Origin of the sequence: Flavivirga amylovorans, assembly GCF_030540875.1 — a bacterium.
GTDB classification, from domain to species: domain Bacteria; phylum Bacteroidota; class Bacteroidia; order Flavobacteriales; family Flavobacteriaceae; genus Flavivirga; species Flavivirga amylovorans.
Window position 1 is genome coordinate 70133 of the sequence record NZ_JAUOEM010000004.1, and the last position, 15398, is coordinate 85530.

Consider the following 15398-nt stretch of genomic DNA (forward strand, 5'->3'; position numbering starts at 1 on the left):
TTTTTTTATTTTTTTACCGCCTTTTTAGTAATTATTGCACCATTAGACAATGTGACTTTAGCGATATAAATGGAACTGTTTAAATTAGAAAGCCTGTAAGTCTCAGAACTTTTTTGCCCTTCAAAATTATATAATTGCCTTCCCAAAAGATCAAATACGGCTACTGTTTTAATGTTTAAGCTATTTGAGGTCTTAAATTGAACATGATCATTATCTAATTCAATAATACTTAGACTGTTTTTGTCTACAGCAATATTATCTATAGATAATGAGTTGGCATTAAATACAATTTCAAAGCGGTCATTAAATTCGCCAACTTCTGATGTAAAAGTGTAATCAGATGCAGATAAATCGTGTAACTTATTAAGTAAATTATCTTTTAGGTAAACGGTATTATTAGTTAAAAAATCACCTTGTAAATGGTCTATTGATAATTTAAACAAAGTAGCTACTCCAACATTTGATTTAAAGCCTAATTGAATCGTTTCGTTTATGTCAAGGCTATTTGCGGCTTTACCCTGAATTCCAAATTTCTTGTTAGAGTCTTCTATATTTGTATATAAAATAGCTCCTGTCACTATTGCTGCATTTTTTTGAGTATCAAAATAAGACCCATCGTCAGCATCAGTTGCACTATCTACATAAGCTATAGCTGTTTGATTAAATATGCCATTATCTGAAATTAAATTAAGCCATAATTTATTTGCTTGAGTTTTAGAATTCTTTTTTGAACTAGAACCTTTAAAGAATAGACTGTTATCTGTAGCTCCTGTAGTTCGCATACTATTATTAAACGTAATATTGCCTTGTGCAATGGTATGTCCATCACCATTAATACTTGTAGATACAGGGGTTGCTGAATCTGAATAACTAACAAAAAAAGCTTGTCCAGAAGGAATCTTTCTGTTTGTAGGGGAAATGCCATCTCCACCTGCAATTTGAGTGACACCATTAATTATGGCAAAATCAGAGTCTGAAAAGTTGAGTTGTTGATTGCCGTTTGCAATTGCAGATGGAGGCGTATTTTGAGACCAAAGATAAATAGCTCCTACAATAGGTCGAGGTGGAAAAGTATTTGTTTCATCTATCACCGTGTTTGCGGCAAGAAATAAATCAACATCAATAGCCGATGGGTAAGGGTTTCCTATGAAATTCCAATTATTATCATTAGTTTCTGAGTCATTTCTATAAATAGGAATATTATAAATACCATTATGAAAATCTCCTGTAAAAGTAAATCTAAAAGTTTTATTTGAAGCTCCCGGCGCAACATTATAAGCAAATTGAGTCAAGGTGGTAGCATAACCTACTCCTGATTGCATTACTCCGCTAATTGATTGCCAATCATCTCCATTATCATCAATGTCATCTTGTACACCATTACCAAAACCATCATCACAAACTAGAATATTATTGTTCCCTGTTTCGGCACAATGATCTAAAAAAGTTTGTCCATTAAATATAAAACGCCTATTTGGATGCGAACCAGTTATAGCATTACTAATTGTTTCTCCAGAAACAGGTGAACTCCAGTAAGTATATTCATACCAAGCGTCCATGGGAGCAGTTATTTTATCTACTGTCATCGATCCGTTATTTGTTACAACACCAGAATCGTTGTTTTGAACTAATGATCCGTAAGGTTGGACATCAATAGAACTACCTATATCAACAGTTATATCATTCTGAATTTCAATATATGTATTGTCGTTTATTGTTAATGTAGAATTATTATTTACAGTTAAGCTACAAGCGCTAAAGTTTGCTGTACTTGTATTATAGTTACCATTAATAATGGCTTCAGTAGTAATGTCAGGACCAGTAATATTATCCCAAGCAGAACCATCCCAAGTTACAGGTGCTCCACAAGGAATAAGGGTTCCCCAAATCTCAATATTATCAATAGCTATATCTTCATCTCCGGAATCTAGGTTAAAAACGATTTCAATATCTAATAAAGACCCTGTTCCAGCTATATTTTGAGTGAATTGAGTAAATGTATTTGTTATTGCCGTTCCATCACCTGTACCATCGTAATCAGTATCTATTAAAGGTTCAGTATTAAATACTGTACCATCATTTTCTATCCATAATAAATCTGAAAAAGTACCAGTATTATCTATGTCGTAATTGAAATGAACAAAATCAGAATCGTCCCAATCTTCGTTTGCACCATCGTCATCTTCAGCCAAATGTACTCTGAATTCAAGACTAGTATAACCGCTAATATTCACATTATTCATTAAAAATCTTACAGGTAATGTAGCTCCTTCTCCGTCAATGTCTTGCGCTGCAAAATAGTAAGAACCTTGAATGTTTGAAAAAACTACTCCGTTTATTGTTGAACCGTCTGTTCTGATAAAATAATCTCTACCAGTACTTATGGCTTGATCTGTAAATTCTGTAATATCAGTTGAATAACCTCCAGGTGTTTCAAAAGTAATTTCAGCCAATTTTGTTTGCCCAAACCCAATAGAGGATATAAATAAGCAACTAATTAATAAAGCAAGGGATTTCAATGGCGTAGTTTTTTTCATGATGTTAAGTTTAAAATCTATACTTAAACTACGTTAAGTACAGCGGATTTGGTTTTTATAAATTTTTATTCTTATTGTTAATTTATCTATTGTTATTTTTGAAACCATGCAGCTATCAAAAAAAACATATACGGTACAAGAAGCCACTAAAAAACTAGAGCATTATTGTGCGTATCAAGAACGTTGTCATCAAGAAGTTAGACAAAAACTAACTAACATGCATATGATTCCTGAGGCTATCGATATGATAATCGTTCACCTTTTGGAACATAACTTTCTTAATGAAGAACGTTTTGCCAAAGCATTCGTAAGTGGTAAGCTTAAAATTAAGCATTGGGGGCGACGTCGTTTAACTTATGAACTTAAGAAAAAAGACGTGGTCAAAGTTAATATAAATCAAGCACTTAGCGAAATAGGAAATGAGGAGTATATCGAGGTTTTCAACGATTTAGCCGAAAAAAAGGCAAATTCTATTAAAGAAACTAACAAGTTTAAGAGAAGAAAGAAATTAATTGATTTTCTAATATATAAAGGATGGGAGTCTGATTTAGTGTATGAAAAAGCAAATGAACTTATACAATAAGATTACTGTTTTCATGTGTTCTTATTATGGCCTGCTCATTTTTCCAATCAATCCATTTTTGGCCTCTTAAACGTCTCATCATATTGTCATAATTACGCATAATCAATAAGTTATATATCGCTCTGCTAAAGTTTTTAGGGTTTCTGGCAATAGCTCTTAAGCTCATGGAAAAACCAGCTGTTATATAACGCATATAATGCCAATATCCTTCTGGCATGTATAAAAGTTCACCATGTTTTAATTCGGTTTTATATCCCTTAGCTTTTTTTAGCATGGGCCATTTTTTAAAATCTGGGTTTTTAAAATCTATGTCTTCTCTGGTGATTAATGAATGTGGAATTTTATACAGGTACTGACTTTGTTTTTGGTTAAACATAATAACCTGTTTGGCGCCTTCAAAATGAAAATGGAAAATGTTGGCCAAATCAATATCATAATGCATAAAAGTATGAGAATTACGTCCTCCAAAAAACAACATTGGGATACCTTTCATGAGTCGTAACCCGAAATCTGGAAACGTAAAATCTTTTTGTAACTCTGGTATTTCTTTTAAGGCATTCCAAAGAAAAATACGGTATTTTGTAGGTTCACTTTTTAGTAGATCGATATAAGCGCTCATTTTCATCTTTGCATGTGGCTCGTTAAATCCATCTTTATAATCTACCGGTCTGTCATCGTAAAGTGGAATAATAATATTGCCAGCAATGGCTTTCATATAATCCAAATTCCATTTGGTATATGCGGGCCAGTCCTTTATAAATTGCTCAATAACAATAGGTTTTTGCGGATTAAAATAATGTTTTAAAAAGTCCGCTTTAGTAATGGTTTTTACACGAGGAATGTCTTGCAGATTAAGTGCCAATACTTAAATAGTTTAGTTCTCAAAGTTAAAAAAACGTTACGAAATCAAAAATAGTATGTCGAGTGCTGTTTCTAATTTGTTGAAATATGATATTTTAAGTAACGTCAGTTCGGTATATTAAAAACTGATAATCAAAGACTTAAAAGGTTTTAAAGAAGAAATCATGTCATTTCCGACGAGGAACGAGGAGGAATCTCATCATGATGAGATGTCTCGTCACTCATGCTTCGCTCTGTCGACATGACAAACAGGTATATTTCATTGGATTATTAAGATGTCTTCAACAAAGCTTACGTCGAAATCACCTTTAGTTTAGCCTAAAGATAAATAATAGCTTTAAAAATATAATTACTTTAAAGTTTTAGCTTTTTCTTTAGCAATTTCGTTACGCTCAATAGTATGTTCTGGTCGTGTCCATTTTGGTTTTTCACCTAAAGCTTCATATTGAGAATCTGTAGCTTCTACCGTTTGTGGTTGTACCTTTTTAGTAAATGGTTTTTGAGGAATCATACCCAGTAATTCAAACATTTTCATGTCTTCATTCACATCAGGATTTGGTGTTGTTAATAGTTTGTCTCCGGCAAAAATAGAATTAGCACCAGCAAAGAAGCACATGGCTTGCCCTTCTCTAGACATCTGTGTTCTACCTGCGCTTAAACGTACTTGTGTTTCTGGCATAACTATTCGTGTTGTAGCAACCATACGAATCATGTCCCAGATTTCAACTGGTTTCTCGTCCTCTAATGGCGTACCTTCAACAGCTACTAAAGCGTTAATAGGAGTTGATTCTGGTTGCGGATTTAAGGTCGATAAAGCGACTAGCATACCAGCACGATCTTCTATATTTTCACCCATACCAATAATACCGCCGCTACAAACAGTAACGTTTGTTTTACGTACATTATCAATGGTGTCTAATCGGTCTTGATACCCTCTTGTGGATATGACTTCTTTATAATATTCCTCTGAGGAATCTAAATTATGATTATAAGCATATAAACCGGCTTCGGCAAGTCGTTGTGCTTGGTTTTTAGTAATCATTCCAAGGGTGCAACATACTTCCATATCCAATTTATTAATGGTTCGTACCATTTCTAAAACTTCATCAAACTCATCACCATCTTTTACATTACGCCATGCAGCACCCATACATACACGAGAACTTCCAGTAGCTTTTGCACGTAAAGCTTGTGCTTTTACCTGTTGTACGGACATTAAATCATTCCCTTCAATATCGGTATGATAGCGAGCTGCTTGTGGACAATAACCGCAATCTTCTGAGCATCCTCCAGTTTTTATTGATAGTAAAGTAGATACTTGTACGACATTTGGGTCATGGTGCAAACGATGAACGGTAGCTGCTTCGTAAAGCAATTCCATTAAAGGTTTGTTATAAATTTTTATGATGTCTTCTTTTGTCCAGTTGTGTCGTATCTCGCTCATAAATCAAGTTAATAATCTGTATCAAAAATACTAATTAAATAGAATATACGTTCAATATTCTTTTAATTAATATACTCTAATTCTGGAGGCCTATTTTTTAAAAATTTTTAAAAAAACCTTATTTTCCTTCTTCAGTAGAGCTTGAAGTGTCTTCGCCAGTCTCTTTCCCTTTTAAATATTCAGGTAATTGCATTCCAGCCATATTGAACATATCCTGTAATGGTGGTACCGATTTATACATACCAGAGAGGAAGTTAGCTGTTGAAGATTTTCCATCTTCCCCGCTACCGCCATTTTCCCATACAGTTACTTTATCGATCTTAATGTTTTTAATGGCTTCTGCTTGTGTTTTAACCAGCTCAGGTAATTTATCTGCAATTAATAATAGTACGGCATCTTTAGAATTATTACCGGCCGCTTTTACAATTTGGTCTAAACCAGCCGCTTGTTTTGTTAAGACTTCATACAGACCTTCTGCTTCTGCTTGTGCTTTAAAAAGAATCGCATCGGCTTCACCTTTGGCACGTCTTCTAATTTTTTCAGCTTCTGCTTCGGCATCAATTTCAACTTTCTTTTTATCAATTTCTGCAGGAACAATAATATCCGCCATTTGAGAGGAACGTTCTCTTTCTGCTCTCGCTGTTTCAGCTTCTTTTTCAGCAGCATAAGATTCTTCCAATGCTTTTGCACTTTGTACTTTCTCTGAAGCAATCGCAACACGTTCTGCTTCTGCCTCTCTTTGACGACGTAACGAATCTGAATTAGCCACAGCAATTTTTGCGGTATTTTCACCTTCTACAGCTTGGGCATTAGCAGCGGCAACTTGAGTTCTTTCATCCTGTACTGCATTGGCTTCACCAATAGATCCATCTCTTGTTTTTTCTGCAACCGATTTACGAGCTGCATTAATAGCGTGTGCTGCAGCTTCTTTTCCTAATGCTTCTATATAACCAGATTCATCAACAATATCAGTAATGTTTACGTTGATTAGTTTTAAACCAACTTTCTTTAATTCGGATTCTACAGACTGTGAAATATTTGCCAAAAATTTATCTCTATCTGAATTAATTTCTTCAATATCCATGGAAGCTACAACTAAACGTAATTGACCAAAAATAATTTCTTGAGCTAGTTCTTGAATTTCGTTTTGACCTAATCCTAATAAACGTTCCGCAGCATTTTGCATAATACCTGGTTCGGTAGAAACACCAATGGTGAAACGAGAGGGTACATTTACGCGGATATTTTGTTTAGAGAGGGCATTTACCAGATTTACTTCAATTGATATTGGTGTTAAATCAAGAAATTCATAATCTTGAATCACAGGTAAAATAAATGCAGCACCACCGTGAATACATTTGGCTGATTGCCCGCCGCCTACTTTTCCGTAGACTACTAAAATCCTATCCGAAGGACAACGTTTATAGCGTTTGATTAGAATTATTAAAAAAAGGAATATAAATAATACTCCAAAAATAAGAGTCATTGGGAGCCCTAAATTAGGCCCTTCCTGAATTATCAGTAATTTCATAAGTGTGTTGTTTTAAAGGTTCTATTGGTTTTCTTGTTTGGTCGACGATTAAGATACCATTTGAGGTAACGTCGACTACTTTTATTATTGTTCCAGATTTTAATTCTACTAGTGAATCTGTAAGAGCATCCAGTTCGCGCATAGTTCCCTGAACGCTAACACTTACTTTTCCCATTTTAGATCGATCGGCTCCAATGGTAAGATATACTTCACCAATGGCATCAATCGCATTTTTATAGTTTAAAGTGCCACTGTCTGTTAATTTACCCATAAAATAGAACATTGCGGCCATAATAATCATCATTACTAATCCACAGAATATAGAAATGATAATCGTTATAGGCATAGATAACCCAGCATCTATACATGCGATGCCACTCCATCCAAAAATGGTAAAAAATCCAACTAAGTTTTTAAAAGTGATAAATTGAAATCCTATTCCTGTGTCTCCATCAATTTCAGAATCTATATCTCCAGCTCCGTCAGCATCACCGCCCGTAAAAGATAATATCATTACGATTGTAAAAATAAGTGAGCCAATAATAGCTATTAGCCAATATATTTTTGGAAATAATTCTAAGTTAAAAAACCACTCTGTCATAGTTTTGAGAATTAAAAATTAGTGATTTAAATGTAAGATTATTTGAATAAGCTTACAATTTATTTTGAAAGTAAAATTGAAACTGCATTTCCTCCAAAACCAACAGCATTTACAAGAATATTTTTTATTCTTTTTGGTGATTCTTGATTTTCTAAATAAGGAATACCAATAAATTTTTGATTTTGTAACATTAAAACTGCAAATTCAATATTCAGAGCCCCGGAAGCTCCAAAGGTGTGACCTATCTTCCATTTATTTGTAGTCAAAGCAGGTGTTTTGTTACAAAATATCTTTTCTATTGCTTTATATTCTGAAAGGTCTCCTTTTATAGTTCCTGGTGCATGCATGACAATAATATCAATATCATCAGGATTTAAATCGCCTAGAGCCATTTGCATCGATTTTTGAAAACATTGGGCATCACTTGAAATAGAAATATTATGTTCTAAAATTTCTGTGGCGTAACCAATTCCTTTTATAATAGCTAAGGCGTTCTCTTTTTCACCTGTTTCTAAACAAGCCATAGAAGCGCCTTCTCCTAAAACCATGGTGTTTTGTTTTTTCTTAAGATCTAAAGCTAGGCAAGGAAAAGATGCTTCGCTGTGCTCTGAATGACAGGGATCACTTAACTTGTTTTTCGAATATATTTTAAGCGCTCTCATCTGTGCAATGGTAAACGATGTAAGAGGGGCTTCGCTTCCTCCAACTAAAAATTTATCACACATACCAGAATGAATCCATGCAATACCATTAAGCATGGCGTGTAATGCAGTCGAACAGGTTATAGAATGACTAATTTCTGGGCCTTGTGTTTGTAGATCGTGAGCGACCCAAGATGAAATATTACCTAATGTTGTTGTAGGAGAACATAATGTTTTGGCTTTGTTTTTTTCAAGATAATCTTTGTGATAGGTTTCAAAAAGTTCTGTTGCCCCACGAGAAGACCCAATATTAATTCCAAAATTGTCTGAACCATTCCAGTTAGCTTGTTTTATAGCTTGTCGAGATGCATAAATAGCAAATAAAACAGTGTCATCAAGAGATTTGTATTTGGAATCTGATTGACGTAATAATTCAATATGTTCTTTAGCGTCTTTAGGAATTTCAGCAACTAAAGCATTTTCATTGTCAAATGATTTTTCCGAAAGGCAATGCGTATCGTTTTGGTAGCTTTTCCATGCATCATCTAAAGATTTTCCTAATGGAGAAATAGATGAAATAGCGGTTATGGAGATTGGTTTTTGCAAGATTTTAGACTTTAGACAAAAGTAAGTCTTATTGTATTTATTTCACATGGTTTTATCAAATGAAAATAAAATAATTTAAAAGTATGTAACAAGTTATTCTGTTATGATACTTATGTTTATGTAAAAACGCTTTTCTATGGAAGACATAAAAAGAAAGAGTTGGTTTGGTAGAAATTGGCCATGGGTATTACCAGTGGGCGGATGTTTAACAATTATTATATTGTTTGCATTGGGAGCGGGAGCCATATTTTTTGGTGTTTCTAAAATATTTAAATCATCGGCTCCTTATACTTATGCCGTTGAGAGGGCTTTTGAAAATGAGGATGTTATTGATTTTTTAGGAGAGCCACTTGAAACGGATGGTATTATAAGCGGAAATATTTCGTTAAAGAATGATGAAGGAGAGGCTGATTTTGAAATTCCTATAGCTGGTAAGAATGGAGACGGAAGCATTATAGTTGTTGCTAATAAAATAAATGATGAATGGGTTTATGAAAAATTGTATGTTTTAATAAAAGAAACGAAAGAGGAGATTAATTTGTTGGACAAAGGTTTAGAAGGTATTTAACTATGATTAAACAATTTCTAAAACATCTTCAATGACTTGATAGATTTTCTGTAGTTGTTCTTTAGTAATTGTATAAGGTGCTTGAATATAGATAGTGCTTCCTAAAGGACGCAGAAATACCCCATGATCTAAAAAGAATTTAAATAATTTGTCTCGTAAATTGCCATAACGTGTCATTTCTATGTTTAAATCCAAGGCAAAAATAATCCCTGTTTGTCGTGTGGATTTTACTTTAGGATGTGTTTTTATACGTTTGTTAAATGCTTTATGTGACGCAATAACTGCTTTTATATTTTGTTGAATGACTTCAGATTGTAATAATTCTATGCTTGCTAAAGCGGCTGTACAAGCCAATGGGTTTGCCGAATATGTGTGTCCATGAAACAGACCCTTACTAATGTCGTTACTGTAGAAGGCTTCGTAGATTTTTTCAGAACATGTAGTAAGCGCCATTGGCAATAAACCCCCAGTTAAGGCTTTACTTAAACACATAATGTCTGGTTTTGTGTCTATATGAAGCGAAGCGAAATAGTCTCCTGTTTTTCCAAAACCGGTCATAACTTCGTCAGCAACAGTAACAATACCGTGTTTTTTACAAAGTTCTAAAATAGCATTTAAGCCTTCTGAGTTGTACATTTTCATGGCTGCTGCACCTTGTACTAGAGGTTCGTATACAAAACCCGCCACTTTATTGGTTTCTACTATGGCGTTTAAAGTGTTTAAAATAGCCTCGTTGTTTTCTCCGTTTGGGGTTGGAATGCGTTTAACTTCTAAAAAGAAATCTTCAAAGGGTCCGTTGTAAACCGATAATCCAGACACGCTCATAGCACCAAAGGTGTCTCCATGGAACCCGTCTTCAAAAGCAATAAGTGTATTGCGTTTTTCTCCTTTGTTAAAATGAAATTGCAAAGCCATTTTTATACCAATTTCAACAGAGGTTGAACCATTATCACTAAAGAAAATTTTATTCTGATTGTCTGGTAGAATTTTAATAAGTGCTTCAGATAGTTTTATAGCAGGTTCATGAGTAAAGCCACTAAAAACCACTTGATCTAATTGCTGCATTTGAGTAGCAACACAACTGGTGATATATTCGTTACAATGCCCATACATACATGTGTACCATGAAGCAATGGCATCAATATATTCGTTGCCATTTTCATCATATAAAACACAGTCTTTTGCTTTGGTTATAGCAATAGTTTCTGGATGCAATTTGTGCTGTGTTAGGGGATGCCAGAGGTGTTTTTTATCGCGGTCTTGTAGAGTCATAGGTATCGTCATTTCTGCGAGAGCAGTATCCATTATTTTATTTTTATTTTCAATATATAAGATTCGCCTTCGCGGGAATGACAGTTACAATCTGCTTTTAAATAATTCAGCATAGTCACTCACCACATTTTTATCAAAATAAGGTTCTTCATTAATACGGCCAATAACGGGAACCTTTGTCATTTTATTAATAATATCTTCGGTGGTTTTATGTTCATTGCCACTAAAAATAACAGAGATGTCGAATCCTTTTTCTTTTAAAGCGTTTACTGTTAATAACGTATGATTAATACTGCCAAGATAATGCCTGGAAACAACAATCACTTTATAGTCGGGCTTAATAAGATCTAAAATCGTTTGGGTATCATTTATAGGTACTAATAAACCACCTGCGCCTTCAATGATTAAATGATTTTTTGTTTTAGGAGCATTTATTTGTTTTATGTCTATTGAAACTCCATCAATATCTGCTGCTGCATGCGGACTCATGGGCGTTTCTAAGGCATAGCTATTTGGGTGAATTTTAGACTTGGTATTGCTAATAAGTTTTTTAACGGTATGTTTATCGTCATGGTCTAGTTCACCTGCTTGAATTGGTTTCCAATAGTCTGCTTGCAACGCTTCAGTGACTATCGCTGAGGCAATCGTTTTACCAACGTCTGTAGATATTCCTGTGATGAAATATGTCTTCATTTTAAATCGAATTCTGTTTTGCAATCTTCACATTTATACTTGTGTTTTGTATAAAAAGGAAGTGAAGAAAATAAAAAACCAAAAATAAACCAGAATAATGATTTAGCATCTTTTATTGTAGAAAATAATTCTACTTTTTCACTTTTACAATTAGGACAGTTTATAGTATGACCTTCATCATCAATAGAGTACTTCTCAATAGAATCCAATATATGTTGTGCTTTTAATGCCTGGCGAGATAACACTTTTAATTTCACACCTCCAATAGCATTACTTACTAAAGGATCTGTATCTATAGTTAGATTGTCTGATAAAAAAACTTCAATACCTTCTGCTTCTAGCCGTCCTTTAATAATTTGGGCTTCAGATGAATATTGAAACCTAGCTATTGTTTTAAATCTATCACCCATATGTATGTAGAGTAGCTAGTAATTTTAATACGTTCGATATGTCTTCTTCAGAATTAAACGCGTGTAAACAAAAACGTAATCGCTCTTGCTCTTTTGGAACCGTTGGTGATAATATGGGTTTTATATTAAAACCTTTTTCCTGAAACTTTTGGGCGATTAATTTCACAGTGTCATTTCCAGAAATAATACAGCAGTGTATGGCGGAATCACTTTCTATAAAATAGTTTTGAAGGCCATTTTCAATAATCTCACTTTTAAAATGAGCAATGTTTTTATGAAGCTGTTTTCTGTTTTCGGTTAAAACTAATTCGTGATAAGCAGCATGAATATTAGCTAAGGTATGAGGTGTTAGAGCTGTGGTATAGATAAAGCTTCGAGCAAAATTCACCAAATATTGTTTTAAAGCATCACTTCCTATAATGGCAGCACCATGCGTCCCAATAGCCTTTCCGAATGTAATGATTCTAGCAAAAACATCCTCCTCTAATTCTAAATGTTGAACTAAACCGATGCCGCGTTCTCCAAAAACACCAACAGCATGTGCTTCGTCTATAATAAAATAAGCATTATGATCTTTACATAGTTGCGCCATCCCTTTTAGGTCTGGAGAATCACCATCCATTGAAAAAATAGATTCTGTAACAATGTATATGTTAGTTTCTTGTGAGACCTCTCGATTGCGCTCGAGGAGATACTCTAAGTCCTGTAAACTATTATGCTTAAACTTATAAGCTTTTGCATTAGAGAGTTTAATGCCATCACGAATAGATGCGTGGATATATTCATCATATAAAATAATATCGCCTCGTTGTGGAATACATGAAAAGATCCCCACATTGGCATCGTAACCTGAATTAAAAATTAAAGCAGATTCGCTATTATGAAAATCAGATAATAAGGATTCTATAATATTGAAAAGCGGATGGTTTCCTGAAAGTAGCCGTGAGCCTGTTGCCCCATTATGGGTTATGTTGTGTCCAACTAAAAATTCATGAGTCCTATTAAAAATGATTTCAGACTTAGAAAAACCCAAATAATCATTAGATGAAAAATCTATTAAATTATTTTGTATTCCCAATTGACGTAACGCATTATTCGCTTTACGTTCTTCTAGTCTTTTTTGTAGTTTTTTAGGAAACATGGGGTAAAGATACAAAGACCTATTAGCTTATAGAAATATCTTTTTTTTGATAAAAAATTATTGTTTATCAATAATTTTTATATATTTGTTATCGTTAAACAATAATTTAAAATGAAAACAAAACAAATTTTAGCTATATAATTATGAGAGATAATACTAATATTTTGATGATCGTTACTTGGGTTGTTTTACTGTCTTCAGCTTCTATTTTACTGAATGATATTAGAGAGTTTGATTTTAATCAATTTAAAGAGTTTCAGAGTTGGGCAAAATCTGCAAACAAAAACGAATCTTGGTTTACTTCAAAAAATTCGATACAATGGAGTTATTACTTTATTAGTGCTTGTTTGTTTTTATGTAGAGCTTATCTTATTTATGGATTTTCTTATTTTTTATCGATTCTAAAAGAGGTGGAAAACGGAAATTATTTTAGCATCAATATTATTAAGTATTTTAAGAAGTTAGGAAGTATTTTTATTTGGTATACAATTAACGTTTTGGTGTTAAGATTTCTTTTAGCGTCTATAGGTAAATCTACTTTCAACTTTTTTAATGAACTAAAAACAGAATTCACTTTTTTAATTCCAGCAGGCTTAGCTTTTTATATTCTTGCAGAAATATTTAAGCGTGCTAAGGAAATACAAGAAGAAAACGATTTAACAATTTAAAAAAATGAAAAAAATAGCTTATACATCATCAAAAGTTCTCTTTTATATATATTCAGCTTTATATCTTTTTATAATGATATTTTCAATACTCTCATATTTTGAATATAAATTTGGCATACAGATTCCGTTTATTGAAGTTATAGAAAATCGCCCCAAAATTAAGGTTCCCATACTAGGTTTACGGATAAATATTCCATTAAATTATTCCATTCTTATTATGTGGTCTGCCATGTCATATTATGCTATCTATTTTTACTCATTTAAAGAGTTTTTAAAAGTATTTGTCAAAAAAAACATGTTTGAAACAAAATCTTTAAAACGATTGCAATTCTTTTTAATATTAAATGTTATTCCTCTTATTTATATTATAATATTGACTGTTTCATTTTTAATAAGCGGAAGCGCTTTTCGTCTTGAAGATGATTATTTTATAGTATTAGCTCATTTAGTAATAGCTTTTTTAATATATCTATATCTAGATGTTTTGAAAAAGGGTAAGCATATACAAGAAGAAAACGAACTAACCATATAACTATGCCAATTATTGTAAATCTTGATAGGATACTTGCCGAGCGTAAAATGAAAAGCAAAGAGTTGGCCGAAATAATTGGTATAACCACAGCAAACCTTTCCATTTTAAAATCTGGTAAAGCAAAAGCAGTACGTTTTTCTACATTGGAGGCTATTTGTAAAGCATTAGATTGTCAACCTGCTGATATATTAGAGTATGTAGAGGGATGATTTGACTTTAAACATGTATTTTTGAAATACAAATTCAATTCTTAATCTATTATGAAAACGTTTTTCTTTCTTTTATTGCTTACTATTTCCTGTATCGGTTTTGCACAGAATAATCATATTGTAAAAACTGAAGATGGAAGGCGTGTCTTGCTTAAAGCTGATTTTACTTGGGAGTATATTGATGCAGAAAAGTCTGAAGATGTTACAAATAATACTACTGTAACAGATGATTTAAATTCAAAAGAAAATGAAGGATGTAACTTAACTGAGGATTTTGTTGAGCCTAAGTTGAATAAAAAAATTCAAGCCCAATTAAAAAAGGGGAGAGCAACAATTGCTCATGTGAAAAAGAAAGTTGCTAAAGATTATAAATGTGAGGTTTCAGATGTTTTACTAATATCGGTTTCAGAACAAAAGTCGAAAGCTGTTTATCATTTTTGTGCTAATGGTACTAAAACGGCTTACAAACGTATCGGTAATTCTATCGTAAAGAAGGATACGTTTTTTTAATTAATCTAAATATACCATTTTACCTGTTTCTTTAGATGCTTTTTTGTCTATCCATCTATAATTGTTAGGAACAGTTGCGTCTAATATACTAATTTGGAGAAGTTCCGAAATTTCATAACCAATTAAAAATGCTTCTGTATAGTCATATTTTTCATAAAGTTCCCAATGCTTGTTTCTATCATACCATAGATTAACTTCAAATATTTTTTCTCCATCTTCGAGAGGTTGATGAAATATAGAAACATACTCATAATTAGATATTGTTATCCATTGTCCCAATCTGATAGGACCTATTTCAAAGGTTTGTCTAAACTTTGATTTTTTAGTATCTATATATACGCTCTTATGAAAAGAAAAAGCAATGCCGATCCCCATTAAATAAATAACAGATTCTAGACTATGACCAATATCTGTTATATTGTTATCATTCCAATTAGCCATGTATAATATGTAAGCCAGAAGCCCTATTGCTGTAGTGAAAAAAAGAGAGGCAATAATGCGCTGCCATAAAGGGCGTCCCTTTTCGGATACAATTATATGCTTATTCATAAACCAAATATAAGAAAAGACGCCATGTTTATTATGTATTAT

The 15398-nt window shown here is 33.0% G+C and carries 17 protein-coding genes; 6 read left to right on the forward strand and 11 right to left on the reverse strand.

From position 1 onward, the window contains the following. Positions 1-5: 5 nt before the first annotated feature. Positions 6-2537: a DUF8693 domain-containing protein gene (locus Q4Q39_RS12020; RefSeq protein ID WP_303282737.1), complete on the reverse strand. Its 2532-nt coding sequence runs from the start codon at positions 2535-2537 to the stop codon at positions 6-8. Between the two features lie 106 nt (positions 2538-2643). Here Q4Q39_RS12020 and Q4Q39_RS12025 point away from each other — a divergent pair, with 106 nt between their 5' ends. Further along, a complete protein-coding gene (locus Q4Q39_RS12025; protein WP_303282738.1) occupies positions 2644-3120 on the forward strand; it encodes a regulatory protein RecX in 477 nt (158 codons plus the stop codon). On the opposite strand, the gene Q4Q39_RS12030 is transcribed toward Q4Q39_RS12025, so the two are convergent. The 5 genes from Q4Q39_RS12030 to Q4Q39_RS12050 form a co-directional block, all read right to left on the reverse strand. Then, complete coding sequence (locus Q4Q39_RS12030; RefSeq protein WP_303282739.1) at positions 3110-3982, reverse strand: cupin-like domain-containing protein; 873 nt, start codon at positions 3980-3982, stop codon at positions 3110-3112. The genes Q4Q39_RS12025 and Q4Q39_RS12030 overlap by 11 nt on opposite strands. 348 nt (positions 3983-4330) lie before the next feature. Continuing rightward, positions 4331-5425, reverse strand: coding sequence for a biotin synthase BioB (gene bioB, locus Q4Q39_RS12035; RefSeq protein WP_303282740.1), 1095 nt, complete (start codon positions 5423-5425; stop codon positions 4331-4333). Between the two features lie 118 nt (positions 5426-5543). Continuing rightward, the gene (locus tag Q4Q39_RS12040) at positions 5544-6956 is read right to left on the reverse strand and encodes a flotillin family protein (protein WP_303282741.1); all 1413 of its coding nucleotides are present in this window, start codon (positions 6954-6956) and stop codon (positions 5544-5546) included. Continuing rightward, entirely contained in the window at positions 6925-7557 is a 633-nt protein-coding gene (locus tag Q4Q39_RS12045) for a hypothetical protein (protein ID WP_303282742.1), read from the reverse strand. The genes Q4Q39_RS12040 and Q4Q39_RS12045 overlap by 32 nt, the downstream gene beginning before the upstream one ends. Before the next feature lie 59 nt (positions 7558-7616). Continuing rightward, the gene (locus Q4Q39_RS12050; RefSeq protein WP_303282743.1) at positions 7617-8804 is read right to left on the reverse strand and encodes a beta-ketoacyl synthase N-terminal-like domain-containing protein; all 1188 of its coding nucleotides are present in this window, start codon (positions 8802-8804) and stop codon (positions 7617-7619) included. A 136-nt stretch (positions 8805-8940) separates the two neighbouring features. Between Q4Q39_RS12050 and Q4Q39_RS12055 the strand changes: the two genes are divergently transcribed. Beyond that, positions 8941-9372: a cytochrome c oxidase assembly factor Coa1 family protein gene (locus tag Q4Q39_RS12055; protein WP_303282744.1), complete on the forward strand. Its 432-nt coding sequence runs from the start codon at positions 8941-8943 to the stop codon at positions 9370-9372. Between the two features lie 6 nt (positions 9373-9378). On the opposite strand, the gene bioA is transcribed toward Q4Q39_RS12055, so the two are convergent. From bioA to Q4Q39_RS12075, 4 genes are all read right to left on the reverse strand, one after another. Next, positions 9379-10644, reverse strand: coding sequence for an adenosylmethionine--8-amino-7-oxononanoate transaminase (bioA, locus tag Q4Q39_RS12060; protein ID WP_303283167.1), 1266 nt, complete (start codon positions 10642-10644; stop codon positions 9379-9381). An 84-nt stretch (positions 10645-10728) separates the two neighbouring features. Next, positions 10729-11337: a dethiobiotin synthase gene (bioD, locus tag Q4Q39_RS12065; RefSeq protein ID WP_303282745.1), complete on the reverse strand. Its 609-nt coding sequence runs from the start codon at positions 11335-11337 to the stop codon at positions 10729-10731. Further along, on the reverse strand, positions 11334-11747 hold the full coding sequence (locus Q4Q39_RS12070; protein ID WP_303282746.1) for a putative signal transducing protein: 414 nt from the start codon (positions 11745-11747) through the stop codon (positions 11334-11336). The genes bioD and Q4Q39_RS12070 overlap by 4 nt, the downstream gene beginning before the upstream one ends. Continuing rightward, the gene (locus Q4Q39_RS12075; RefSeq protein WP_303282747.1) at positions 11740-12888 is read right to left on the reverse strand and encodes an aminotransferase class I/II-fold pyridoxal phosphate-dependent enzyme; all 1149 of its coding nucleotides are present in this window, start codon (positions 12886-12888) and stop codon (positions 11740-11742) included. The genes Q4Q39_RS12070 and Q4Q39_RS12075 overlap by 8 nt, the downstream gene beginning before the upstream one ends. Positions 12889-13031: 143 nt before the next feature. Between Q4Q39_RS12075 and Q4Q39_RS12080 the strand changes: the two genes are divergently transcribed. The 4 genes from Q4Q39_RS12080 to Q4Q39_RS12095 are packed head-to-tail and all read left to right on the forward strand — an operon-like array spanning position 13032 to position 14807. Further along, positions 13032-13556 (forward strand): DUF2975 domain-containing protein, encoded by a 525-nt coding sequence (locus Q4Q39_RS12080; RefSeq protein ID WP_303282748.1) that lies wholly within the window; start codon positions 13032-13034, stop codon positions 13554-13556. 4 nt (positions 13557-13560) lie between these two features. Beyond that, positions 13561-14088, forward strand: a complete 528-nt coding sequence (locus tag Q4Q39_RS12085; RefSeq protein WP_303282749.1) for a DUF2975 domain-containing protein — start codon at positions 13561-13563, stop codon at positions 14086-14088. Positions 14089-14090: 2 nt separating this feature from the next. Next, positions 14091-14297, forward strand: coding sequence for a helix-turn-helix domain-containing protein (locus tag Q4Q39_RS12090; protein ID WP_303282750.1), 207 nt, complete (start codon positions 14091-14093; stop codon positions 14295-14297). A gap of 51 nt (positions 14298-14348) precedes the next feature. After that, positions 14349-14807 carry a DUF3157 family protein gene (locus tag Q4Q39_RS12095; RefSeq protein WP_303282751.1) on the forward strand — a complete coding sequence of 153 codons (459 nt, stop codon included), beginning with the start codon at positions 14349-14351 and terminating at the stop codon, positions 14805-14807. Here the strand turns inward: Q4Q39_RS12095 and Q4Q39_RS12100 are convergent, their stop codons facing one another. Continuing rightward, complete coding sequence (locus Q4Q39_RS12100; protein WP_303282752.1) at positions 14808-15356, reverse strand: hypothetical protein; 549 nt, start codon at positions 15354-15356, stop codon at positions 14808-14810. Between the last annotated feature and the right edge of the window lie 42 nt (positions 15357-15398).